General features: G+C 66.3%; 24 protein-coding genes and 1 pseudogene. 9 read left to right on the forward strand and 16 right to left on the reverse strand.

Annotated features, from left to right (window positions below; all coding sequences use genetic code 11):
• Positions 1-111 precede the first annotated feature (111 nt).
• The gene (locus tag GVY64_RS32960) at positions 112-756 is read left to right on the forward strand and encodes a VOC family protein (RefSeq protein WP_159850006.1); all 645 of its coding nucleotides are present in this window, start codon (positions 112-114) and stop codon (positions 754-756) included.
• A gap of 141 nt (positions 757-897) precedes the next feature.
• On the opposite strand, the gene GVY64_RS32965 is transcribed toward GVY64_RS32960, so the two are convergent.
• The 3 genes from GVY64_RS32965 to GVY64_RS32975 all read right to left on the reverse strand — a co-directional run bounded on the left by GVY64_RS32965 (position 898) and on the right by GVY64_RS32975 (position 3013).
• Positions 898-1653, reverse strand: coding sequence for a site-specific integrase (locus tag GVY64_RS32965; RefSeq protein ID WP_159850007.1), 756 nt, complete (start codon positions 1651-1653; stop codon positions 898-900).
• Between the two features lie 188 nt (positions 1654-1841).
• Positions 1842-2174 (reverse strand): helix-turn-helix domain-containing protein, encoded by a 333-nt coding sequence (locus GVY64_RS32970; RefSeq protein WP_201298267.1) that lies wholly within the window; start codon positions 2172-2174, stop codon positions 1842-1844.
• A gap of 11 nt (positions 2175-2185) precedes the next feature.
• Positions 2186-3013 (reverse strand): tyrosine-type recombinase/integrase, encoded by an 828-nt coding sequence (locus tag GVY64_RS32975; RefSeq protein ID WP_201298268.1) that lies wholly within the window; start codon positions 3011-3013, stop codon positions 2186-2188.
• Positions 3014-3493: 480 nt separating this feature from the next.
• On the opposite strand from GVY64_RS32975, the gene GVY64_RS32980 reads away from it, so the two are divergent.
• Positions 3494-4525 (forward strand): ATP-dependent DNA ligase, encoded by a 1032-nt coding sequence (locus GVY64_RS32980; RefSeq protein ID WP_159850011.1) that lies wholly within the window; start codon positions 3494-3496, stop codon positions 4523-4525.
• On the opposite strand, the gene GVY64_RS32985 is transcribed toward GVY64_RS32980, so the two are convergent.
• Genes GVY64_RS32985 through GVY64_RS32995 form a run of 3 tightly spaced genes read right to left on the reverse strand, consistent with a single transcriptional unit; the run spans position 4518 to position 8328 of the window.
• Positions 4518-5477, reverse strand: a complete 960-nt coding sequence (locus tag GVY64_RS32985) for an AEC family transporter (RefSeq protein ID WP_159850013.1) — start codon at positions 5475-5477, stop codon at positions 4518-4520. The genes GVY64_RS32980 and GVY64_RS32985 overlap by 8 nt on opposite strands.
• A complete protein-coding gene (gene asnB / locus GVY64_RS32990; protein WP_159850071.1) occupies positions 5474-7315 on the reverse strand; it encodes an asparagine synthase (glutamine-hydrolyzing) in 1842 nt (613 codons plus the stop codon). The genes GVY64_RS32985 and asnB overlap by 4 nt, the downstream gene beginning before the upstream one ends.
• A gap of 2 nt (positions 7316-7317) precedes the next feature.
• On the reverse strand, positions 7318-8328 hold the full coding sequence (locus GVY64_RS32995; RefSeq protein ID WP_159850015.1) for a peptidase: 1011 nt from the start codon (positions 8326-8328) through the stop codon (positions 7318-7320).
• Between the two features lie 247 nt (positions 8329-8575).
• Between GVY64_RS32995 and GVY64_RS33000 the strand changes: the two genes are divergently transcribed.
• From GVY64_RS33000 to GVY64_RS33010, 3 genes are all read left to right on the forward strand, one after another.
• Positions 8576-9976 (forward strand): hypothetical protein, encoded by a 1401-nt coding sequence (locus GVY64_RS33000; protein WP_159850017.1) that lies wholly within the window; start codon positions 8576-8578, stop codon positions 9974-9976.
• 40 nt (positions 9977-10016) lie between these two features.
• Positions 10017-10541, forward strand: a complete 525-nt coding sequence (locus GVY64_RS33005; protein ID WP_159850019.1) for a GNAT family N-acetyltransferase — start codon at positions 10017-10019, stop codon at positions 10539-10541.
• A 486-nt stretch (positions 10542-11027) separates the two neighbouring features.
• Positions 11028-11912: a PIN domain-containing protein gene (locus tag GVY64_RS33010; protein ID WP_159850021.1), complete on the forward strand. Its 885-nt coding sequence runs from the start codon at positions 11028-11030 to the stop codon at positions 11910-11912.
• Between the two features lie 183 nt (positions 11913-12095).
• Here the strand turns inward: GVY64_RS33010 and GVY64_RS33015 are convergent, their stop codons facing one another.
• On the reverse strand, positions 12096-13259 hold the full coding sequence (locus GVY64_RS33015; RefSeq protein ID WP_159850023.1) for a DUF2130 domain-containing protein: 1164 nt from the start codon (positions 13257-13259) through the stop codon (positions 12096-12098).
• A gap of 312 nt (positions 13260-13571) precedes the next feature.
• On the reverse strand, positions 13572-13952 hold the full coding sequence (locus tag GVY64_RS33020; RefSeq protein WP_159850025.1) for a hypothetical protein: 381 nt from the start codon (positions 13950-13952) through the stop codon (positions 13572-13574).
• Between the two features lie 93 nt (positions 13953-14045).
• Here GVY64_RS33020 and GVY64_RS33025 point away from each other — a divergent pair, with 93 nt between their 5' ends.
• Both GVY64_RS33025 and GVY64_RS33030 read left to right on the forward strand, forming a co-directional pair.
• Positions 14046-14381 (forward strand): hypothetical protein, encoded by a 336-nt coding sequence (locus GVY64_RS33025; RefSeq protein ID WP_159850027.1) that lies wholly within the window; start codon positions 14046-14048, stop codon positions 14379-14381.
• A gap of 52 nt (positions 14382-14433) precedes the next feature.
• Positions 14434-15054, forward strand: coding sequence for an AAA family ATPase (locus GVY64_RS33030; RefSeq protein WP_159850029.1), 621 nt, complete (start codon positions 14434-14436; stop codon positions 15052-15054).
• A 493-nt stretch (positions 15055-15547) separates the two neighbouring features.
• On the opposite strand, the gene GVY64_RS33035 is transcribed toward GVY64_RS33030, so the two are convergent.
• Positions 15548-15922, reverse strand: a complete 375-nt coding sequence (locus GVY64_RS33035; RefSeq protein WP_159850031.1) for a hypothetical protein — start codon at positions 15920-15922, stop codon at positions 15548-15550.
• A gap of 555 nt (positions 15923-16477) precedes the next feature.
• Between GVY64_RS33035 and GVY64_RS33040 the strand changes: the two genes are divergently transcribed.
• Positions 16478-17830, forward strand: coding sequence for a hypothetical protein (locus GVY64_RS33040; RefSeq protein ID WP_159850033.1), 1353 nt, complete (start codon positions 16478-16480; stop codon positions 17828-17830).
• On the opposite strand, the gene GVY64_RS33045 is transcribed toward GVY64_RS33040, so the two are convergent.
• The 6 genes from GVY64_RS33045 to GVY64_RS33070 all read right to left on the reverse strand — a co-directional run bounded on the left by GVY64_RS33045 (position 17827) and on the right by GVY64_RS33070 (position 22237).
• Positions 17827-18114: a hypothetical protein gene (locus GVY64_RS33045; protein WP_159850035.1), complete on the reverse strand. Its 288-nt coding sequence runs from the start codon at positions 18112-18114 to the stop codon at positions 17827-17829. The two genes, GVY64_RS33040 and GVY64_RS33045, sit on opposite strands and share 4 nt — an antisense overlap.
• Complete coding sequence (locus GVY64_RS33050; protein WP_159850037.1) at positions 18065-18793, reverse strand: hypothetical protein; 729 nt, start codon at positions 18791-18793, stop codon at positions 18065-18067. The genes GVY64_RS33045 and GVY64_RS33050 overlap by 50 nt, the downstream gene beginning before the upstream one ends.
• Before the next feature lie 227 nt (positions 18794-19020).
• Complete coding sequence (locus GVY64_RS33055) at positions 19021-19995, reverse strand: hypothetical protein (protein WP_159850039.1); 975 nt, start codon at positions 19993-19995, stop codon at positions 19021-19023.
• A gap of 96 nt (positions 19996-20091) precedes the next feature.
• The gene (locus tag GVY64_RS33060) at positions 20092-20535 is read right to left on the reverse strand and encodes a hypothetical protein (protein WP_159850041.1); all 444 of its coding nucleotides are present in this window, start codon (positions 20533-20535) and stop codon (positions 20092-20094) included.
• A gap of 172 nt (positions 20536-20707) precedes the next feature.
• Positions 20708-21322 carry a pentapeptide repeat-containing protein gene (locus GVY64_RS33065; protein WP_159850043.1) on the reverse strand — a complete coding sequence of 205 codons (615 nt, stop codon included), beginning with the start codon at positions 21320-21322 and terminating at the stop codon, positions 20708-20710.
• 615 nt (positions 21323-21937) lie between these two features.
• A complete protein-coding gene (locus tag GVY64_RS33070) occupies positions 21938-22237 on the reverse strand; it encodes a DUF6342 family protein (RefSeq protein WP_067470744.1) in 300 nt (99 codons plus the stop codon).
• A gap of 679 nt (positions 22238-22916) precedes the next feature.
• Here GVY64_RS33070 and GVY64_RS33075 point away from each other — a divergent pair.
• Positions 22917-23315 (forward strand): hypothetical protein, encoded by a 399-nt coding sequence (locus GVY64_RS33075; protein WP_159850045.1) that lies wholly within the window; start codon positions 22917-22919, stop codon positions 23313-23315.
• Between the two features lie 124 nt (positions 23316-23439).
• Here the strand turns inward: GVY64_RS33075 and GVY64_RS38220 are convergent.
• Positions 23440-23583: pseudogene (locus GVY64_RS38220) on the reverse strand (type II toxin-antitoxin system RelE/ParE family toxin); the annotation flags it as partial.
• Positions 23584-23676: the final 93 nt, after the last annotated feature.

The raw sequence follows: 23676 nt of genomic DNA on the forward strand, positions 1-23676 counted from the left end.
TACAACAGCCAGCGCATCCAGAAGAAGCTGGGTTGGCGATCACCTGATGAATTCGAGGCGAGCTACCATCACCCGGTTCCGGCTGGAACCTGATTACCCCGCCCTCCAACAATGCGGGGGAACCTCAGCTTCCGTACCGGCTCTCTGGCCGTCGGCGCCGAACTGGTGCAGGCCATCGCTGCGTTGCCCGGCACCGGGGACGGCCGGCCTGATATCGATATCCGTAGCGACGCTGTCTACGTCCGGGTCGTCACACTCGCCGACGACTTGGCCGCGCTGACCAAGCGAGATGTCGAATTGGCTCAGCAGATCACGGCCGCGGCGCAGCGGCTGAACCTCACCGCCGACCCGTCGGCGACACTGGCCCTCAAAATCAACTTTCTGCTCGACTGGGACCGCAGCAGCGAAGACCAGGACCGGATCGTGGACTTCTGGCGCACGATCCTCGGCTACCGACAGGCCGGTCGCTGGAACCTCGCAGACGAGTCCTCGATCGACCTGATCGACCCGGCACGGCGAGGAATCCCGTTCGGTTTCGAATACGTCGGCGCCAATTACTACAACAACGAAGGAACCCGGCCGGACGACGATTCGATGCACCTCCACATACAGATGCCCGGGGAACTGGCCGCCGCACGCTTCGAAGCAGTACGAGGACTGGGCGGTGATGTGGACACCGTGAAATTCCCGGTCAGCGTATGGGACACCAACGGCGTCCACTTCTTCGTCACCCCCACAGACCCCAGAGACTCCTGATACCTGCGGTCGACCGCCGCGAAATATAGCCATCGGTGATGGTCGACCTATCGGCGCTCTGAAATCGTCACTCCACCCGTTGACCAGGCAGCGAACTGACCGTGTGACGGCGCGTTGACGCCCACCTGGGAACGCAGATGGTCAGATCGGTTCTCCTGGAAATTGCTCGGGGTGAGCGGCGCGGATATAGCGGATAGCGGTGGTGACGCCGATACCGAACACGTTGATGAGGGTGACGGGGTCACCCGTGCGGGCGGCCTCGTCGAAGATGCGGTCTTGTCGGAGCTGGCGGGCGCTGATGCCGATACGCCGGAAGCCGGTGGTGATGCCGTATCGGCTCATGGGCGTGTCGCCTTTGGCCGTGTAGTCGCTGATGAGCAGGTGATGGTTGCTGGTGCGCGGCCACCGGTGGGCGCGATACACCAGCCAGTCGTAGGCCAGGGCGATCAATGTCTCGTCGAGGATGATGCGGTGGATCGTGTGCGTCCGGGCGACGGTGAGAGTGCCAGCGCTGCGGTCGAGGTCGACGAGCCGGAGGCCTGCCAGTTCGTCGATCCCGAGGGCGTGGATCGCGACCATCGCGACGATGAGGGCTTCGCGGGGGTGATCGAGGGGGTCGAGCAGCCCGCGGAGCCGGTCGGAGGGCAGTGGCCTGGGGAGGCGGCGCGCGTAATGGCGGACGAGGCCGCGGGCGGGATCGGAGAAGATCCGTTTCTCCCGTTTCAGTCCGCGGAACATCGAGCGCAATGCCGTGTGCACATTGTGCTCGGATCGGCCTCGGTGATCGGCGAGTGCCCGCTCGACGTCGCTGCGGGTGATCTCGCGCAAACTGTCGACGTGGGTAGCCCATTCGGTGAGGATCGGGAGCGCGAACTGCAGATACGTCCGCACTGTCACCCAGGTGACCGGGCGCGAGGGGCGGCGGCCCGTCCCGCGAAGCGCCGCAACCCATGCCTCGATATCGGTCCGGAACCGGTCAGGTACTTCGGTGAGCAACCGCCCAGCTGAGCGCTCCTCGCGGCCGGTCAAGTCTGCCGCACGACCGGATCGCCGTGCCCCATCGGCGGGTGTTCTGTGGTCGGGCATCAGTTCGGTGGCAGAGTCCGCCGGCCACCGCGGCGCGGAATCGGCCGGACGCCGCTCGGGGGCCGGTGCGAGCCCGCCACCCGGCGTTCGTGTTGATCGGTGTCTGCGGTGCGTGCGACGGGTTCGGCCTGCAGGAGATCGCCGACGGTGCAGTCCAGGGCGGTGCAGATCTTGTCCAGATCGTCCAGTCTCACCGAGACCGGCGCGCTGGACCACAACGCCGCCACCTTTGACAGTGACGGATGGAAATCCACCTGTTCGAAGGCTTTTTGCAGTTGTGTGGGCCGCCAGATGTCCCGCTGGGCGGCGACCATTCGTAGGTTCCATTTCATCGGCGTGTCCTTCAGTTCTCGATGGCCAGGCGGCGCACAGCCCGCTGGCTCGACGCCAGGGTCACCCGCTCGGGGTCAGCGGTGACCGACGCCAGGTATCCGATCGTCGTGGTCGCCCACTCGTGGCCGAGCAGCTTCTGCACATCCCATAACGGCATCCCCGATTGATAGTTGTGTGTCGCACAGGCATGACGGAGCAGATGCGGATGCAACTCGCCCACCGGACCGCTCAGATATCGGCGGGACGCGGTCTTCAACGCGCGCCGAAACGTCTCCGGCACGATCGCGGGCGCCACCGCCAGCTCGAGTGCCGCCAGCGATTTGGGCAACCGCTCCGACGGCCACAGCGGTGCACCAGGATTATCGGGATCGTCGGTGAACTCTCCACGGACCTGTTCGACATACCACCACAGCAACTCCCTGCCTTCCTCGAACAGGAACGCCTCCCGTTCGCGGGGACCGGAGCCACGAGCACCCTTGCCTGCGACGACGAACCGCCCCCATTGCCCGCGCTCCCAGTGCACATCGCTCATACCGACAGCACACAACTCGCGGGCGCGGACGCCGGACAGGTAGGCGACCTTGGCCATCACATAATCACGCGCGGCCACTGGATACTTCCGAGCTCGCGGCAACGCGGCCCGCCACGTCGCGAAGAACTCCGTCAGCGCCCGAGGCGACGGTGGAATGCGCAGACTGAAATCGCCGCGGTGACGCGGGCGGTTGAACGCATCGATCGGCGACTCCACGGAAACCCCGAACCGACGTGCGATCTCACCGCCGTAGCGCTGCTCGAGAAACGCGAAATACCGGTCCACGTCGGCGATCTTCTTCCGCATCGTCGCATGCCCGCGCTTCCCCGGGCCGGCGAAGTACTGATCAAGCCGCCGCGGTGTCAGCCGCCATGGCACACACTCATAGTGACCACACACCTCCAAAACCGGTCGAACTACCGAGTGCAGCGTCGTCGGGGCCAAGCCGGCCACATCCCGGGCCCACATGTACTCGGCGATGGTCTCGTGGAACAACTCCCTCTCATCACCTTCGCTGGCGGAGGAGGCTGCTCGACGTTGCAGCGTGGCCACGTCCGCCACCTGATCATCAGGCACCGATACAGGAGGTGGATCAGCGAGCTGAGCAGCCCGGCGACTACGGAAATCCGCCATGAACTGGCATATTAGCGAAGTAACTCGCGAAATTCAGGAGTTACTAATAGATTCCAAAAGTTCGGATGACCGGCTGGGAACAGGCTTCGGGCCTCGCACGATGACCCTGCCACGGGGATCGACTGCTCGATGAACCCGTCTGCACTCCAGTGGATGCGCGCGATTTGCCGCATCGCCGGTCGGCAGGCTGAACTCTACAGCCGTAACCGCAACAATGTCTCCGCATCGTTCCCGGAGCTGCGCTCCGCGCTCCCGGAAGTCACTCACGGCACCGACATGGTCCTCGATGGGGAGATCGTCGCACCCGATCCGGACACCGGCGCCCCGTCGTTCGCCCGCTTGCAGCGGCGCATGCATCTGACCCGGCCCGCCGCCGAGCTGATCCGGGCCGTGCCGGTGCAGCTGTTCGTGTTCGACCTCCTGGGACTGGCTGGTGACAGCACCATGGTCCTGCCCTACATCGACCGACGCGCCCGCTTGGCCGACCTCGGTCTGACCAGCCCCCGGGTGCGGACCCCTCCGTACTGGACCTTCGTCCCGGTCGACACCATGCTGGACACCGCTGCCGCCCACGGCCTGGAGGGTGTGGTCAGCAAGCGTGTCGACTCCGTCTACCGGCCGGGCACGCGCTCTCGGCTGTGGCTGAAGACGACGATTCGTCAGAGCATGGAGGTGATCGTCGCCGGGTGGGTACCCAGTAGCCGCGGCGGTGAGCGGGGAGGGATCGGCTCGCTGATCCTGGGCGCGTACGACCAGGCGCAGCGTCTGGTCTATGTCGGACACGTCGGCACCGGTCTCACTATGGCAGCGCGCCGGGATCTGCTCGAGCGGCTGACGGCGTTGGCGACGAGCGCCAGCCCGTTCGACCGGCCCGCACCGTCATGGCGGGTAGCGGCGGCGCGCTGGGTAACACCGCACCTGGTCGGAACGGTGGAGTATCGGTTTTGTCGGCACCACACTCCGGCACCCGAGCTGGCGCGGGCTGCGCCGCGATGTCGCGATTCGAGATGTGCTGCTTCCGCCTACTTGACCCGGCCCACCATCAATCCTCGTGGGAAGGTCGCCGAAATCCTGAGAGGGGCGGTCAGCACGGAAGGCACCGAATCCCGCGCGCTCATGCGGGCATTTGCGAGCACGCTGGGACCGCGGCTGGCGTTGTTCGTTCTGCGAGCGCTTTTCAGGTGACGAGGAGCTGCCACACCGGGAGCAGACACAGCGACGCGACGGTGGATTTCAGGACTGCGGCTGCGGCGAAATCTATGTCGCTGTCGTATGTTTGGGCGAAGATGAACACGTTCTGCGGCGCCGGCATGGCGGCGATCAGGACGAGGTAGCTGCGCCAGGGGTCGGGGACACCGGCGAGGTTCATCGCGGTCCACACCAGCAGGGGGAATGCGAGGCATTTGAACGCGACGAGAGCGTTCTCGTCGGTGCTGGCGTCGCGCCAGCGCACGCGGTTGTCTCCGAGATGCACCCCGAGGCCGAGCAACGCGACGAAGGATGCCGGCTCGCCGAGGAACGATAGTGACTCCAGCGCGGTGGCAGGGATCGGACAGTGCACGGCGTTGAGCGCGACACCGGCCACGCATGCCAGAACAACCGGTGTTGTCAATGAGCGGCCGACAGCGCCCAGGATCCGGCGCAGCGGCGAGGTCTCGGTGTCGTCGCTTCCTGGTGCTGATTCCATGATCGCGAGTACGACGACGGTGAGCACGAGGACCTGCAGCAGCAGGACCGGGAATATCGGTGCGGCTGTGCCGAACAGCAACACGAGCACCGGAATCGCGAAGTAGGCGGTGTTGACCTGGCAGCTCGCCATGATCCGCAATGCCACGCCCCGCGCTCCGATTCCGCGACGCCATGCCCACACTCCGATCGCCGCCGCGCCCAGCAGGGCCACGGCGGCGTAGACGCTCAGCGATCGCAGGTCGAACACTTGCCGTAGATCGGTGAGGTAGAGCTTGTGGAACAGGTAGGCGGGGATCGCGAGCCGGAAGGCGATCTCCGACAGGATCCGCGACGAGGTGGCGGCGTCGATGATCTTGCGTCGCGCGAACCATGCGCCTGCGGTGATGGTCACCGCGATCGGGATCACCGGTTCGAGCGCTTGGCCGAGTGCTGCCGCTGAGGCGGTCACCGCGGAAGACCTGCGCCCACGTTTGCTCCCTCCAGGCTGTCGGTTCTGGCGGCCGCAGTGTGCATCCACATCTCGAGGACGAGGATCGACCACAGCAGTTCGGCGGCGACGGCGTCGCCGCCGGGATGGCGTTGCCTTTCGAACAGGTTGGCCACCCGGCGGTGGTCGAAGACCGCGGCGGTGTGCTTGCGCGCAAGCACGATATCGCCCACCAGGTCATACAGTGGTTGGCCGGGGACCATCATCGCCTGGATCGGCAGGGTGAAGGGTTGTTTGGGTCGGTCGAGGACCGATCGGGGCAGCAGTGGCGCTGCGGCGGCGGTCACGACGGCCTTGCCGAGCCCGTCTGCGATCTTCAGGCTCGGGGGCAGGCTGCGGGCGAGTGTGACGATCGGTGGTTGCAGGAACGGGATGCGGGCCTCGACGCTGTGCGCCATGCTGAGGTGGTCGACGCGGCGCAGGATGTAGTACGGGAACCGCTCGCGCAGGTCGTAGTCCAGCAGAGCTTGCAGTCTGTTGCCGTTCGCGGCCGCGGCGGCGCGCAGCTGGTCGCCGACTCGATCGCTGAACAGGCCGCCGCCTGCGGCCAGGGCGGCGCGGTAGTCGCTGGTGTAGAGCGCCTGGAGTTCGGCGGCGGGTGCGGCCGCCAGAGTGGTTTGATAGCGGCGGTGCCAGTCGACGCGGCCGTCGGTGGCCGCGGCGCGGAAGCGGGTGTAGCCGGCGAACAGTTCGTCGGCGCCGTCGCCGGTGACCGCGACCTTGAACCCGGCGTCGTGAATGTGCTCGAACAGCCCGAAGGTCGCCAAGCTGTGCGGCGCGTTGTTCGGCTGGTCCAGGTGCGCGACGAACTTCCCGATGAGGTCGGGGAACTGGCGTGGATCGAGCTCGACCTGGGTGTGGCGGGTGCCGTATCGCTGTGCGACTTCGGTGGCGTAGTGGCGTTCGTCGGCGGGCCAATCACCGGTGTAGGCGACGTTGAAGGTGGCGATGCGGCCGTGCAGTCGCGCGGCCAGAGCGGTCAGGTAACTGGAGTCCAGGCCGCCGGAGGTGATGACGCATACCCGTGCTTGGGCGCTGAGCATGCGGGTGAGTTCCACACTCATCAGGTCGTGCAGGACGCCGGCTGCTTTCGGGACGTCCAAATCTGCGGGGAGCGGCGCCGGCGGGGGCAGCGGGGGATGGTGCTGGCTCAGCGTGCCGGTCGCGGTGAAGGTGAGGTGGGCGCCGGGGGGAAGGGTGTGGACGCCGGTGTAGATGGTGTCGGGGCCCCATATGGCTTTGCCGCCGAGGTATCGGTCGATCGCGAGCGGGTCCAGCTCGTCGGGGAAGTCGGGGAAACGTTGCAGGGCAGCGATTTCGGAGGCGAACCGCAGACCGCGGCCGTCGCTGGTGCGGTAGTAGTACAGCGACTTCATTCCCGCCGGGTCGATGAACAGTTTCAGCACCGGGTCGCTGTTGCGGGTGTCGATGATCGCGATGGCGTACATGCCCGACAGGCGTGAGGTGAACCGGTCGCCGTAGCGCTGATACATCGGCAGAAGCACGTCACCGTCGCAGCAGCCGGTGAAGTGGTAGCCGTGGCTGCGCAGCTCGGACCGCAGTTGGTCGTGGTTGTAGATCTCGCCGTTGTAGACGCAGAAGAGGTTGTCGCCCAGCCGGAATGGTTGCCGCCCGGTCTCGATGCCCTGGACCGCGAGCCGGGCGTTGCCCAAGGCCCAGCCAGTCCCGAGGTGGACTGTGGCTGCGTCGGGTCCGCCGTGGCGTTGCGCGTCGGCGATGGCGAACAGGGTGGTGCGGTCGACGGGGTCGCCGCCGAGATGACCGTGGATGCGGCACATGCTCACACCCCCACCGCGACGTGGTTCGGCGACTGCGCCCAGTCCGGCCGGTATCGGTGCATGGCTTCGGTGGTGAGCTGCACCCGCTGCAGCATCCCCTGGACCTGTTGGGGTGTCGGGGCCAGACCGTGGCCCTCCATCACGCCGTTTCCGGTTTTCAAATGCACCGGCGAGGCGGCTTCCACGATGCGGGGCACGTCCATCACCCGCACGAACCCGCCGGAGGACTTCGGGTTGTCGACGTGCACATCCAGCGGAACCGCGACCGCGGCCCGCAGCGATGCGAGGTGGTTGATCGGCAGGTCACGCACGGGGTTGATGCTGTCGGCGCCGAGCCCGGCCAGCAGCATCATCGATGCGGGGTTGCCGTGACCACAGTGAGCGGAGACCTTCAGGTGCACGTCGGCGGGAATCGTCTTCTGATCGCGCAATATGCCCAGCGTCATGAGCAGACCTTCGTCGTAGACGACGAAGCCGCGCACCCCCAGCTCCAGGCCGCGTTGCACGTCGGCGATCGCGTGCTCGAGCTGGTCGCCGCCGCGCAGGCGTAAGCCGTTGCGCGCCCCTTCAGGAGTGCGCGCGGCCGCGCCGATGTCGTAGGTCGCGCGCGGGCCGATCGACATCAGCAACTGCACCCCGTGCTCGGCGCAGATCGACACGTATCGGCTGATCTCCTCGGCGGTGTGGACCATCATTCCCGCGGTCTCGGTGATCCTGTTGATCGTCAGCCCCTTGTGCTGCGCGCCCTCCAGCAATGCCTGTGCCACGTCGGCGGAGTTGACCGTGGGCACCTCGATGCGCCAGCGCCCGCCGCCACCGAACTCGGACATTTTCCGGCTGCCGCCCGGTGCGGCTGCTGCCGCCTGCTCGAGCCACTGCTGAGCCGCCGGAAACGGCGTCACCGGCACCTGCTGCTCGTAGCCCACCGGCCCGGCCGCGGCCGCAGAGATCGCTACCGGATCAGGTCTACCGCCGTCGACGGCGGCGGCTGAAGAGACAGACGAGTTCACCACTGTTGGTACCTCAATTCACGAATTCTGCTGTATGAGAGCACTTTTCATGCGCTGCGCGCGAATGTGCCTGTGGTGCTGAGATTCAGCGGCGGTGTTCGACCGCGCTGACTACGAGTGAACCGCTCGAGGTGGCCGCGCCGAAACAGGTTGCGGCCGTGAAGGTTGCGAAGCGCGGTAGAGGTCCGTGAAGTTTGTGAAGTTGTTCGGTCTCAGCGATCTCGGCGAGGGTTGGCGATACGGTCGGTCGGTGGACGACGCACCACCGGCACAGCCGACCTCGACGAAGACACCGCTGGGCCAGGCATTGGACGACGCGGGATGGGGGCCGCGGGACCTGACGCGCGCGGTCAATGCCTGGCTGACCGAGCGCGGCCGCACCGATGAGCGCATCGACGCGACTGCCGCCTACCCGTGGGTGCGGTTCGGCTTCTGCCCACGCCGCGGTATCGATGAGGTCGTGGCCACCGTCGTCAGCCACCGTCTCGGCCGCTATGTCGGCGGCGAGGAGCTGTGGCCTGCTCGCGCACGCACGCACCGCGTGCTCGGGCGTGTGGACCTGCCCAGCGGCGGAATCGAGGGGGCGCTGCGTTCGCTGGAGCACCTCGCTGCCGGTGGTCGACCAACTCTGATCAGCAGCACCGATCTGACCTTCGCCGCGATCCTGGGTCTGCGCGAAGAGATACCGCCGCCGGTGGTGACGCGAGGCCGCGACCGCGTGCACCCATCGCAGGCAGCGTTGATCGCCGATCATGTCACCGCCCTGCGCCAGCTCGATGACCGTCAGGGCGGCGGTGCGCTCAGCTTGCGATACGTCTTCAGGGAACTCGGCAGTGTCCTGGAACTTCTGCGATGCGGCAGCTATGAGCCCCAGGTCGCAGACACACTGCTGACGTCGATCGCCGACCTCGCGCAACTGGCCGGGTGGATGCACTTCGATGCCGGAGCAACCGACGTCGCGCAACAGTTGCTCGTGCTGGCCATCCAGATCGCCCGCGCGGCGCGCGACAACGATCGCGCCGCCAACAACGCCGGGATGCTCGCCTACATCGCCGCCGAGACCGGCGCCAGGTCGGACTCCGTGGCTATCGCCGAGGCAGCCTCCAGGATGCCCACCACGAGCCGTCTGCTGGAAGCCCGGATCGTCGGGCGGCAAGCCACCGCACACGCCGCAGCCGGCAACATCTGCGGCTTCTACTCCGCTACCGACCGTGCCCGAGAGCTGCTGGATTCCGCATGTCTGGACCACACCGAACCGTTCCTGTACTACCTGACCCCGGATCAACTGGCCGCCGAAGCCGGCTACAGCCTCGTGAAAATGGCCCAACGCAGCGACCTGCACCGGCGCAAGCTCCTGGCCCAAGCCGCGCAACTGCTGGCGCCTCGAGCGCAGCTTGACCACGACCCCGGATACCAGCGCTCCGCGGTACTGCACGGCTGCCAACTCGCGCAGGTGTACCTGATGTTGGGTGACCTCGATGCCACGGTCGCCGCGGCCCGTAGCGCCGCAGCGTTGCTGCCCGAAGTTCAGTCAGGTCGATGTGTCACCAAGCTCCGCGTGCTGCACAAAGCGCTCGGTCAGCGCAGACGCTCCCATGTCGTCGCCCAGTTCCTCCCAGAGCTCGAACAGGTACTGATCGAATGTAACTAGAGTCGGCAACAGCCCCGGCCACCATTGGAAAATGGGTCACATGTCGCATGTCCTACCTTCTGTTCGAAGTGCAGCCGATGCCTCGATTCACCCGCGCAGCTTCGATCACCCTGACTCGGTGCGTCTTCTGCGGGCATACGCCGAGGAGCGTCGCGAGATGGTAGGTTTCGACGACCCCCCCGACCTGGACAAACCATACGAATACGAGCCACCCTCCGGACTATTCGTCGTGGCCTACTCTCCCAGCGGCGCTGCAATCGCCTGCGGCGGATACAGGACCTACCGAGCGCAGACGAACGTGGCGGAGGTCCGCAAGATGTACGTCGCCCCGGGCAGTCGTCGGCTGGGATTGAGCCGACGAGTGCTGCAAGAGCTCGAGCACCACGCTGCGGGAAGCGGCGCAGTCCGGATGATCCTGGAGACCGGATCGTACAACCATGCAGCGACAAGACTGTATGCCTCAGCAGGCTATGAATCGATACCGCCGTACGTCGCGGGCCGACCAGCCTTCAACCGCGCATACGCCAAACAACTATCCGCTGCTCAGACGAGGAAGGACGAGTGAGTCGCCCAAAGGGGCTGCCCAGGAGGCCCTGACGCATCACTGGCGTGCCGTCGGCTTGGTCGGAGAAGTCGAGATCGTCGACATCGCAACCTGTTCCAACGGTGCGGCGCCCACGACGACGCGCTAGACGACTTACTGGCCGACCGCCGTTTCGATGACGACGACCGACGACACCGGCGCACCAGGTGAGCGTCGTCGTGGTCACAATTGATGGCCTGTTTCCCACCCCGACCGACGCCGATCGCACCGCGCGCCGCGTCGGCGCAACTACCAAGTCCTACTCGCCAAAAGACTTTGGGACACCCGGGTCTTCTTGGCCCGGATCGTGTTGGTGTTCGAAGCGTCTGCCTTGGCGGCGCCACTTTCCTTGGCGGTGCGCTTCGCGGTCCCGGTGTGATTTCGAGGGTTCACTACCCGAGGGTCGGTGTTCGCTCGGCAAGAGAGCGCTCCACGAGACTGGTCGTCGGCAGGTGCAAGAGTGGAGCAATGAGTGCTGCCCCGCCGGATTCCTACACCCAGAGACTGCTTACCGAGCTGGACTGTATCGCTGCTGCCTACAGCGAGGTTCTGAGCGCGTCGCGGATCAGAAACATCGATCCGAACCGCGGCGCGGGCGGCGGGGTGGTGTTCCTGGGGTACGCCAAGTGGGGCTGGGAGCCCAGCGATCCGGCTTTGGAAGCCACACGCATGGCCGTGCTGTCTCGAGTCCGCGACCTCGAACCGCGGGTGCGGCTGCTGTTTCCTCATCCGACGACACAGGTGGCGAAAGGACTCGACGCCGCGTTCAAGCACCTGAGCAGCTGGCTGATCCGGAAGAAGGGGGCGAGATCGGTTCCCTCCACCATCGAGAAGGCGCACGCGGCGATCACGGAAACGATTGCGGACCTGCGGGCGTTGATCGGACTCGTTCCGGGTGACGAGTACGCGGTCCGGGTCGTTGTCGACACCAACGCGCTGATCGACAACCCCGATCTGGCCGCCTACACGGCCGAGCTGGGCAGCAAGTATGTTGCGCACCTGCTCCCCGTGGTCCTGCGTGAAATCGACGATCTCAAACGAGGGGGCCGCAACCAGGATCTGCGCGATCGCGCCAAGGCCGCCGAGCGGCGACTCAAAGGAATCCGCAGCAACGGTGACGTCCGGACGGGAGTCCGCGTAGCCGGGGAAGTCGTCGCGAAGTTCGAACACATCGAGCCGAGAAGTGCAGACCTACCCGATTGGTTGGACCTGGACGTTCCCGACGACCGGTTCGTTGCCTCGGCATTGTTGCTGCAATCGCGGCACCCGGGCTCGGCGCTGTATGCCGCCACCAGCGACATCAATCTGCAGACCAAACTGGCCGCGGTGGGACTTCCCTACGTCGAGCCGTGAGCTAATCGCTTTATCGCGGGGCCTCGGCCCCGGTGCAGGGCCGGGGCCGAGGCGGTTGTGGCGAACCTCGATGTGAGGTCGAGGCTTGCCCGAAGGTTACCGCCGCTCACCCCGGGCCAGTAGGCACTTCGCCCGAAGTGTCGCGGCGGCGCGCCTCCACACCGTCGGTGGGGCTTCGTCCGGTCACGCGGGAAGCATTTGGGTGACGGCTGGTTCGATGCTTCGTGGTTGTACCGGTGGCAGCTCGGAGCGCAGCAGCGGCGGCAGCGCCGTGCCGGTGGCCTCGATCTCGCCGACCATCGTGAAGAGACCGTCGATCATGTCCCGGTGTGACTTCTCGAGGTTCGCCCAAACCTTGATGCTCACTTCACGCAGTATGTCCAGTTCCTGCAGTGCTGCTCGCTGAGTCTTGAGGAGGCGTGCCAGGCACGTCCCGAATCCGCCTGCGGTGATGTAGTCATAGATCCGTTCGGATTGCTCGCCTCGTGCAGCGTTGGCCAGAGCAGTGCGTTTCGCATTGATCACCAGCTGCCGGAAAGACACGGCCAGGGGCACAGCCGTGGTGGTATCGCACACCAGAATTCCGTCGATGATGTCCGAACGGTCGATGTCCTTCGGCAGGACCGAGCTGACAAGGACACCGAGATCGGCGCGGCCCGACTGGACGTCCTCGGTGAGCTTGTTGACCCATTTCGGTTCGAAGCGCTGGGTTTGCTTGCACTCCCACAGGATGATTCCGCAGTCGAGCCCGTGGTCCCGCACGGTGTGCACGACATCGCCGCCGCGCCTGCCCCGCGCAACCACCTTGATCTCATCGGCCGGGAAGCGACTGCGCAGTTCGTCGGCAAATACATGCTGGTAGGCGACGCCGTCCTCCTGCGGCCGCGAACCCGCCGACGCTTTGCGGTGAACCGCCTCCACCTCCTCGCTGAGGGACCGGTTACGTTCCTCCAGCGCGCGGATACGGGAAAGGTATTGCTGTTCGGTGCGATCGGTTTCGATCCGGATCCGCTCATCAGCACGCTGCTCGGCCTTCGTGCGTTCCTCGGCGGCGATGGCGTCCCGCATCCTGTCCTTCTCGACTTCCAGAGCATCGCGTTCGTTCTGCAGCTTGCGCCGGTCCTTGCGCAGCTGGCTTTCAGCCCGCCGCGCTTCCCCGAGTTCACGCTTCGCCGTCTCCGCTTCATCACGGACCTCGCTGAGCGCGTCTTCATACCGGGTCAACTGGGTACGTAACGCGGCCAGCTCCCCCGCGTTCGCGGCCCGGGCCTCCAGCCTCACCTCCGCCTCCAGATCGGCCCGCATCTGAGCGATGTAAGGCTGCGCCAACTGCTGGATGAAGGCCACCCCGAGTCCGGTGCCACAGTTCGGGCACGCGGGCGCAACAGCGGTCAAGGCTTGCGAACTACGTTGTGCCACAGCTTCTCCTCGATCGTACGAACCTGACGACCGAGAAGTGTCACAGAACACACCGACAGGAACCGAGCCCCTGTCAACTGCGGTAATGCCGGGCCGCTATCAAAAAGATCATTTATCACGCAGGTTCAGCTCATCACTCCGAAGGGCAACAGGGCCGTGCTGCCAGCATTGATGGCCTGCTCTATGCCGCTTCGCCGACTTCAAAGGCTGGTCGAGCGCTGAGCGGCGGAGTGCCAACTTCTACCGCTCCCGGCCACGGTCTTCGCGGTCTCGCAGCGCGCGGGCGATGGCGTTGCCACCGGTGTAGTCGCTGAGAGCGCTGTGTTGAGGGCTCAGCACGGTGGGGTGCTGAGCGTCATGAAGCTCACGGGCGCGTTCGGCAGCGGCCACATTGCGCGCCGTCTGCGCACGCGTGTCGGCTGCGGTCAGACGGGTATCGGCTTCGCGGCTTGCCATGTTGAGCGTGTAGTACCGGTGACCAGCAGGTACGGAGATCCGCAGTTCGTAGTCGAGTTGATCGAGCTCCTCGCGAAGTTTGCGGATCTGCTCGGGGTCGGGATCGTGTCCGAGGCGCTTGGCGGTTTCGATGAGGTCGGCGTACTGCTGTTCGAGGCTGGGCATTCGGATCCCCCGATTCGAGCTGTCGACTGGATGAATCCACGGTATGCGAGATCGATTGTTGGTAGCCAATTTTCCACGTGCTGTGCACTTCTTGTGTCGATCAAATCGCTGGTCTACCGCTCCCGCGAAACCGGCGCCATCTCCGACGCCGTCGCCCGCCGCGCCTACCAGCGCCTCAACCACCTCTACGACATCGGCATGCTCGGCGCCGACCCCGTCACCCAATATCCCGGCGAAGCACCCGCGCTGCTCGCCAAAGCCTTCGAACTCGCCGAAACCCGCGGCACCCTCACCTTGACCAGCCTCGCCGCAGAACTGCGCTGGCGCCCCAAACGCCTACGCCAACTCTTGGGCCAGCCCCAGTTCCGCCCCGTCCTGCGCCTGGTCACCGACACAGACACAGACACCGACACCGCCCACGGCCGGTAGCCGTTCGGTCAACTCTGGGTCATCTTCGGTCGATCCTCGGGATGATGGCTTCGTGACCACTCACGCGAAGCCTTCACCGTCCCTTCCGTTTTCGTCCGCAGGCCTGCAAGCGCTGCACGATATCGCGGCGGCCGGGGCCGGGGCCGGGATCACTGTTGTTTGCGGGTTTCCCGCCGCAGGGAAAACCACCGCCACCCGGCTGCTGACAGAAATGCTGAACCCCGTGGTGCTGGACAAGGACACCTTCGCCCCGCAGCTCGAGGAATCGGTCATGTCGGAGCTCAACGGCAACCCGCACGACCGTGACAGTGACCTCTACCGCCGCGTTGTGGCCCCGCATCTGTACGCCGCTCTGGTCCAGCAAGCGGTCACGATCGCCAAGCGCTGCCCGGTCGTGGTGGACGCCCCGTTCCTCGGCTATGTCGAGACCGCCGCCCAGCGTGGTCTGCCTCTGGCGGACTACATTCGCGCGATCACCCAGGCACCCGACGCGCGGATCCGTACCGTGGGGGTCGACACCGACACCGACCGGATCCGTGACCGGATGTGCCGCCGCGGCGCCGAACGTGACCTGCCCAAGCTGTCGGACTGGAACACCTACCGCACCACGGTGCTCGACTCAGGCCTCGCCCGAACCGGACCGAGCGTCGTCGACCACGTCATCACCAACTGAAGAACACCGCGCCGGAGGCGCTCACCGACACTCCTGAACGCCCCCGTTTTGAACCCGCAAACTCCCGCACATTCCCGGCGTCTGAGAGCGGATATTCTCCAGGCTGGAAGTGTTGGGTCTGGTGGATGGCCGGCCGACACCACCCGCCAGACCCAACCTCTCTACGACACACCGCCGACCACTCCACCGGTCGAGCCGGTTGCGCTGAGGCCCGCCCAGGTGCACATCGAGGTGGAACGTGCTGCCGCCGAAGCACTGGCCAGCGTGGGCTACCGATCGTGAACACGTTCATGCCGGTGAACTCACCCGACGAGCTGCCCAGCACTTGCCCGCACTGCGGCGGCGAACGGTCCTGGGGCACCGGCCCGCACGTCGCCGACGCCGCCGCACGCAGTGACGCCGCCGCCTGGGAATGCTTGGGCTGCCGAGCCGCCGGACTCCTGCCAGGCCGTACGCTAGCCGCGACCCTGCACCTCGGAAAGCGCAGGGGAGTTCACTGCTCACCTTCCTGTTGTCCTCGCAGTTTGCGGTCGGCTCGCTCGAACAGCACCCGGACACGGGCCTCGGCCGCGGCGATCTCCTCGGCGGTGGGTTCGGCGCCGTCACCACCGCGGCGGCGGGCCGCTTCCTCTGCCTGGTAGCGGACCTCGGACTCGGCCTCGGCCTCCAGCTGGCGTGCCGCCTCCTCGGCCCGCGCGGCAGCGGCCTCGGCTGGGTGCTCACGTTCCCAGGTGACCGCGGCCCGCACGCCCTGCTTCAGCAGCCGATGCAGGCACGCCGTGGCGATCCACTCCGACAGGTTCTCCCCGGCCGCCTCCAGCACGTGAGCGAACAGGGCATCGTCCATGGAAATCTCAGCTGTTGCCATGCCCGACAACGATATGCCTGCTGCCGGTCGGAGACACGCCGATGAGCGAAGTCCTCTTCAGCCAGAGCTGAACCCGCACCTCTGCACTGAACATGACGTCGACCATCCACATCCGTCGGCGCCCGGCGTCACCCATGACACCGATCATCACGCGAAACCGGCAGCGACTCATCGAAAGCGGCCGGTTGTGCCGTGATCGTCGCTGCCGTGCGGCGCGACGCGCTCGAGCACGGCCGGGAATCGGTGCAAGGGCCTGGTGGGCGATCCCGCGGATCGAACCCAAGGCCACCGCTGACTTCGTCAACCGTGTCAGCTCGCGCATGGCCACGCGGACCGGGAGGTCTCACCCCGGCGGGCGTGGCCCCGCCGAGGGGAGCCCGTACGATACGTGCAGGGCAAGCCGCGCACGCCCCCGGCCGCCGTCGAGATCCCACGCTTTCGTCGGCACTGCACCGGTTTCAAGGGCTTACGAGTCCCGCGTGGAGTGCCGCTGCCCGGATTCGGAACTGACAATTCGGCGGTCGGCGTGGGAACCGCCGGGACCAGAGCCGAACCATGCCCAAGAACAAGCCGACCGCCGCCCAGCGAGCACGCCGTCTGAAGATCGAGACCGGCGGCGTCTACACCGAGCTGCTGCACGCACAAACCACCCCGGTGGCGTCCACGACAGCGCGGGCTGGGCGCTGGCTGAACTCCATCCTGACCCACCTGAGGGATTTGGGGTGGCCCGCCGCTGCGCTCGATCTGGACGACAGTCGCTATGTCGCCTACTGCGGCCCGGTCCAACTAGAGGTCGAACTGGAAAACGACGACATTGACATGTGCCGCATCACCACAGACCTCGACACTGCGTCCCAGCCCGCCGCACCGCTATATCTGGGAGTCCTGGCACCGGCGGACGCCACCGTCGAGGATCTGGCGACCGGAGCACGCGCTGACACCGAGACACCAAGCGAGATCGCTGTACGCGTCGACGCGGAACTGACCGCGACACGACGCAAGCGGGTCCTCGCCGCCCAGGACGAGCCGGGGGAGCCCTGTCCGATCTGCGGCGATCGGTATCCCACCCACCACCTGCTCGCTACCAGTCCCGAAGGACCCCCGGTCTGTCCGGCATGCGCCTGGGACGGCGATCACTACTACCGCGCCGACCTGCCGTATCTCGCAGTGCAGATCGACCAGTTGGTCGACATGGATCTGTCCGCACCCGCAGGATGGGCCGCGGTCGCCGCGGTGCTCGCGTTGACGTGCGGGCCCGACCTCGGCCGGCGAGTGGAGCGCGAGCTGACCCAGCGCCGCGGATGGCCGGTGATCATGGACCGCTGGGACCGCCCGATGGACCGGTCGTGGATCTGGCTCGCTCCGCATCCGACGCGGCATCCGGCCTTCGCCCAGCTTGGGGCCGGGGCGAGTCTGGAGGCGATAACCCGAGCGCTCGAGCGCTACGATCCCAGCCTGCCGGTACGGGCACAGCAGGTGTGCCGGGAGGCCGGCGTGCGGTGGCGGGCGGCTCTGTGGCCCGCGGCAGCCGTCTACGCGGTCGCATTCACCACCCAGGCCCTCGAACGGGACCGGCACCGCACGCCGGTCCACGTTGTGGACTCCCTCTCCGATGGCCTGTCACAGATCCGCCCACCGTTCGCGGTGACTGGGGACGCGCTCAACGTCGAATCCGGACTCGAAGAACTCCTCGAGCACCTGCTGTTCCCGCTGCTGCTCGGGCACGGACTGTATGACCAGCCACACCTACTCCCACGCGAACACCAGCACGAGCAGATCACCGATACGCAGCTGCCCCAGGCCGTCGAGACGGTCGACAACTCGAGCGCCTTGGGGCCGATCGTCAGGGACATTTCCGGTGGCGCGGCGGCGGAAGCCGATCGGCCCGGCGATACGACATCGTCTTAGTCGATGTCGGTGTCTTCGCGAGCGATCCGTGACTCGACCAGCGGCAGCAGCTCACGCAGGCCTTGATTGTCGTCGGGGTTGATCCACAGTCCGCTGCGCAGGACCGTAGCCGCGCGAGCGAAGTCGCCGAGCCGCCACCAGGCCAGCGCCAGACCGTGCCGGGCTCGATGAAACGGTCGATTTTCGATGTAGGACCAGGGCAGTACACCGGTGAACCCGGCCGGCAGGCTCAGTTCACCGACGACGACACCGGTTTGGTAGAAGCCCAGCGCTTCGGTCAGCAATGCCGCACGCCGTGCGCTGGATTTCCTGGTCGTTCCGACAACAGCGTCGGCACGAGCGAGAGCGTCGTGGCCCGAGTGCCGCGTCGACGTCACGGTAGTTCGCGTCGCGGATCCGCTTCAAGGCTCTTCGATACGCCGCCTGGTCACCGGTGCTGTCACGTTCGTCGAGGGCATCGTCGATCGGGACATCGGAAGCGGCGCCGGCGTAGGGAGACGGCATCCGCCAGTTCTCACGCACACCGGCGGCCTTCACCCGATTCCACCACGCCCATGTCCGTGCCTGCGCTACCAGCTCGTGGGGGTAGTCATCCGGGTCGAGATCCCAGCCGTGGGCCAGCGGGTCATAACCATCGCCCGACAGTGTCCACGCGGGCATTCGGCCCGCTGCGCTGACGCGGATCGCGACCTTACGCGTCTCGCAGGACTGGTAGCGGGTCACCATCTCCTGAAGCCACACATACCGTGACAGCGGATCAGCCTCGGCCGGAACACCGACTTCAACCACACAGGTCATCTCCTCGATGATCTGCTGCATGACCTGTTCAGCCGCGGCCGTGTCCAACGGGTAGGCGAATGTATTCCGGATCCGGCCCCACGTGACCGGCATGAACAGGTCGTCGTGACCGCAACCTGTCCGCTCCGCCAACGCAGCGATCAATTCGCCATCCGTCGTGATCATGCCGTGGCTCGCTTCTCTGGTGCCAATTGTCTTCGGACAGCGGACTGCTCGACGCACAGTCTATTGCTGGGTCATCAGCCGCAGACAGTTCGCCGTCGCCGGGCTTGCCAAGACCGGTGCCCAGTCGCTGCGCGCCGCTACCATCTGCTCCTTCGGATACCGATCCGATGTGTGGAGGCATTTCGGACATCGGCTTCGCCGACAACCTCGCGCGAGTGGCGCAACGTTCAGCCGTCTGCGTCGAAGTCGCCGAACGCGACGTTTGCGGTGAGTGCGTCGAAGCGGTCGAGCAGGTCGTCGAGCTCGTCCAGGATCGGCTGGGTGCGCCAGCGAGCCGCGACGCCGCGCGCATAGTAGTCGGGGTCGAGATCACCCGCGAGCGTTGAACCATGTTGTCGCAGTAGGTGTTCGGTGGTGATGGCCGTGATGGTCTCGGCGGTCAGTGGGTCGAGTTCGTCGACATATCCGGTGGCCAGTCCGCGGTCGTCGAAGTCGGTCAGGAAAGGCAGCGCGCCGTAGGCCGGGGGCAAGACGGGGTTGGGGTCGGTCTCGGTGGTCGAGGTGAGGATGCGTTCCATCTCGAGGTGTCCTGTGGCCTTGGGCGCGTGAGCGAGGACGGCGATCCAGCGGCGGAACACCTGGACCGGGCAGCTTGCGGGCAGCCCGGTGGCGGGCAGTTCGACCAGCGGCTGCGGCCCGATTGTCACTGTGGTGTCGGTGACGGTGACCTCGCGTTGGGTGAGGGCGGCGATCTGCCGCCAGGACAGCCCGGAGGTGGCCAGCAGGAGGAGGACCGCGTCGCGGCGCCCGTGCAGGCCTTCGGTCCATCCGGTGACCGGCAACTGGGGCAGCAGCGCTGTGGCGCGGTCGCGAGCAGCGTCGAGCCGGGCGCCGCGGCCGGGGTTCAGGGCCCGCCGGACGGCTTCGGCCTCACCGGGGGCGGGGTGGCCGGCGCGCTGGTGGGCGGTGTTGATGGCGGTGACGCGCCCGCGCTGGGTCGCGGGAGTGCCGGGGTGCTCGGCGAGGTAGGCCAGCACCGTAGCAGCGCTGGCCGGGAGCGCGGTGTGTTCGGCGGCGGCCGCCCATCGTGCGAACTGCCGCCACTCCCGGGCGTGTTCGCGCCCGAGACCGGGAACGAGACTGGGGATGGGCCGTTCGTCGATCAGTGCGGTTTGCGGGTCGTGGTCATGGGAGTCCGTCATCTCTGTCCCGTCTCGGTTCGCAGCTTCGCCACATCGCGGACTCGCGCACCTACGCGCGGTGAAGCTGAACATATTCCACCGCTAGGACAGGTGGCGCTATTCGGGCGTGCGCACCGCGGGCGCCGAGTCGGATCGCCGCGGGCGTCGGGCACGTAGGAAGATCACCGTGTTGTACACGCAGATCAGCAGGCACAACATCGGCACCGAGGTGACCACGACGGAGGCAGTGGCAGACAGCCGCTGCACATCCTGCGTGAGGATGAGGGTGTTGCCCGCCACCGCGACCACCACCCAGACCACCAATTGGCCGGCGAAGTACCGCGCCGATCCGGCGCGGTCGCGGGTGCTGGCCAGCAGCGCGTAGAACAGCCCGGCCTGGAACACTGTCGCCGCTACGACGATCGGCCACAGCCCCGTCAGATACAGCGGCATCCCCGCCAGTTCGGCGAGCTCGCTGCCGAACAGAAACGACCCGACCGAGGACAACCCCATCAGCGCGAGCGCGGCCCACACCGCGACCCGTCCGGTCCATCCGCTCATCACTGCCTCCTAACCACCACACAGCGGCCATCCGCGCGGGCGGAAACGTTGATAGACAGAAGAATTCGTACAGAGTACGCCCGGGCGGGTGTGTGGATTCCGTTGTGGGTCGACAGCGCGGCCAGCAACTTGTCGAGCGCGCGCTGTGCGCGTTGGGCCCGTAAGGGGATCGCTAACGGCTTGGTGGCGGGGTGAAGCCGCCCGGCCACTCCGTGTGTTCGTCGTAGTGAACGCCATCCAGGACCGCGCCATCCAGGACCGCGCCATTCAGGACTGTGTCGGTCAGATCCGTGTCGGTCAGGTCCGCGCCGAGCAGGAACGCGTCGGTCAGGTTCGCGCCGAAGAGGTCCGCGTGGGCAAGTTTCGCGTCGATCATGCTCGCTTCGACGAGGCAGGAGTTCGACAGGTCGATCGTATCGGAGCCGTCGTGGCTGGTGTCACGGCGACCGATCACCGTGACAGCAGCCTGGATATCTTCCGCGATCGCTCCCGCGCCGGGTACGTTCAACGGCGGGCACGTAGGCCCCACAGGTGCGTGTGTACGGATGAAAGCACCAAGGACCTCGAACACGGTGGGATGATCCGCCGGGGAGTCTCGGGCGAGCCGTTCCAAGGCATAGATGCCACCTAATCGAACGTCGATCTTGTCGGAGCCGAGGTGCTCGATCGCTTTGCCGAAGCGGTCGGTGACCTGCCCTTGCTCGGACAGGCCGTACTGATTTTGGGTTGCGTGCAGGGATTGGCCGGTAAACCACAGCGCCGCCACGGCCACCGCGGCGGTGGCCACTGAAGCGATCTTGGGCCAGCCGTCCCACAGAAATATTCCCCCTACGCGTCGCGCTATCCGCCTGCATCGTCGCTGAGGTGCTGGCGCCGCACGAAGACCAGGCGATTCTCGCCCTGCCAGACGGCGGTGAATACCGAGCACCTGAGCGGTTCTGCGGGCGGCGCGGCGTCGGGGAGCCGGAGGCGGAACTCATGCCGTCATCATCCCGGTCGCAGTCGCCGTCTCCTGGAACCTTTGCGCTGGTCGCGTCGCGCCTACGCGGCGTCTAGCAGCCACTGGGATGCGAAATCCGGCGCACAGGACTTTCCGCAGATGGCCGCATGCCCCCGGCACCGGCAGCCTGCGGAGTTCGTCTCGATACCAAGCACCCGCAACGGGTAGCTGACGGAACGCGCCCACCGAGCACGCTCGCTACTTCGCGGCTCAGGCCACCGACCTCAGTTCAGGACTCATATCGGCCGAATAGCCTTTGTATCGACGATTCTCACAATATGAACCTTCTGACCGGAGGCCGGCTCAGCAGAAACGCCCTGCCGACCGTGGGACGGTCGGCAGGGCGTTTCCCCTGTTTCGTTCCGGCCCGCGACACGACACACGGCCGGTCGCGGCGCCGGTTCAGTAGCCCAAGTTGGTCTGTCCGGTGATCACTCGACCCGCGACATAGAGGTCGCCATTGGAGTCCAGCACAGCGATGATCTTCTTCTGGGTGCCGTGGTGGGTCGTGAAGTAGATCTTGTCGGCCTCCTGCGAGGTGCTGAAGTTCGTGTTCACCGACAGTTCGATGCTCACCGGCGAACTGATGAGGACATCCTTCTTCGGTGAGGTGGGATACACCTGGTTCTGGCGCAGCTTCACCCGGCCGTGGGTGTCGCCCTCTTCCCAGTCGGAGGCCAAGCCCAGATCGATATCACCCATGCTGAATTCCCCTTAGCTGCAGATCATCCTGCGATCCTCGAATGGGTATCCGGTACCCAATTCGATTGCCCCGCAAGAGAATTCTATGCAGAACCCGAGCTGGACGGTACGCCAACGGAGCGATTGTGCGTCACTCGCTCTATGGGAACAGGAACTTTCGGTCGAGATCGCCCCGGACGCTGGATCCGTCCGGATCCAGCACTCGTGGGCGTCTCGGCGTCGGGACCTGTGGTCCGGTAGTGCGCGCCCCGTTCCGACTGATGCGGCCGTTCGAACCGTCAGCAGCAGGTGAGCAACGCGGTCACCCAGACCGCGTCCGAGTCGGCGGGGGTGATGCGGCGCTTCGAACCCCCGCGACTGCACCAGCGCAAGAAGGCTGTCGAGAAATCGAATCTTGGACACTCGGCCGTGTCCGCGCCCGAGGTCAGGCGCGCGAGAATGTCGATCCGCCAAACCAGAACCGGGGTCCTGGGCAGGGCGGCCGGCCACCGACACAGTCAGCGACCTCGGTCCAGCCGTAGCCCGGGCGCGGCGGCTGCTGAAGCCACGCACCCGTTGAACGACTCCCGGACCTCGATCCTCGCGTGGAGGACAGACCCGGAGCCTCGGTCAGTCGCTGTCGGTGAGTTGAGCACGGAGTTCTTCGATCTGCTCGATGCCTGCGGCTACGATCCGCGGCATGCCTGAGCTACGCGAGGGATGGGACGTCGAGGAGGCGGTCGGGGAGACCGATTGGGTGATGGCGCATCTGGCCGGCCACTACGTCGGACAGCCGCGGGACGCCGACGCGTGCCCGCTGGCCGGGGACGAGCGCTGGGACGAGCCCCTGATCGAGGGCGCGTTCAAAGACGCTGTCGATCGGGCGTGCTCGGCGGTGTCGCTGCGATGGGATCGGGATCGTGGCGTGATCACCTACCCGGAGTCGATGACCCCCGCCAGGGCCGCCGTGTTGTGGAACGCGGCTCTGGCCGAGGCCCGCCACTACCGCTTGGGTGAGATCGTCGCGGAGACCCGAGCGGGTCGGGGTGCCCGGCTGGCGGACCGTACCCGCGGCAACGAGTGGGTGCTGCCCGACTGACCGACCTCGCACCGACTCGCCCGGGTTCCGGTCGGGGGTGCTGCTACGTTCACCACACCGAGACAGCGGGCACCACACACGCGGCGGCATTCGAGAGCAGTTCCGTGCTACCGCAAACCGGTCGGAGGTGGTGGTCGAGGTCCATGCGCTGATGCAGGATGCGGACGATGTCGATGACGCCCGCATCGGTGGAGCGGTAGTACAGGGTGTGCGATCCGGCGGCGAGCTTGCGGTAGCCGGGGCGGATGTCATCGCAGGCGCGACCGAGGTGCTGGCCAGACGACTGGCATTCGGCAGTGTGAATGGGGGTTCCGGAGGGCGTAAGAAGCAACGAAGTTCGGGTAGCCGCGGAGTCGCCGAT

It is taken from the genome of Nocardia sp. CY41 (assembly GCF_009829325.1).
Taxonomy (GTDB): domain Bacteria; phylum Actinomycetota; class Actinomycetes; order Mycobacteriales; family Mycobacteriaceae; genus Nocardia.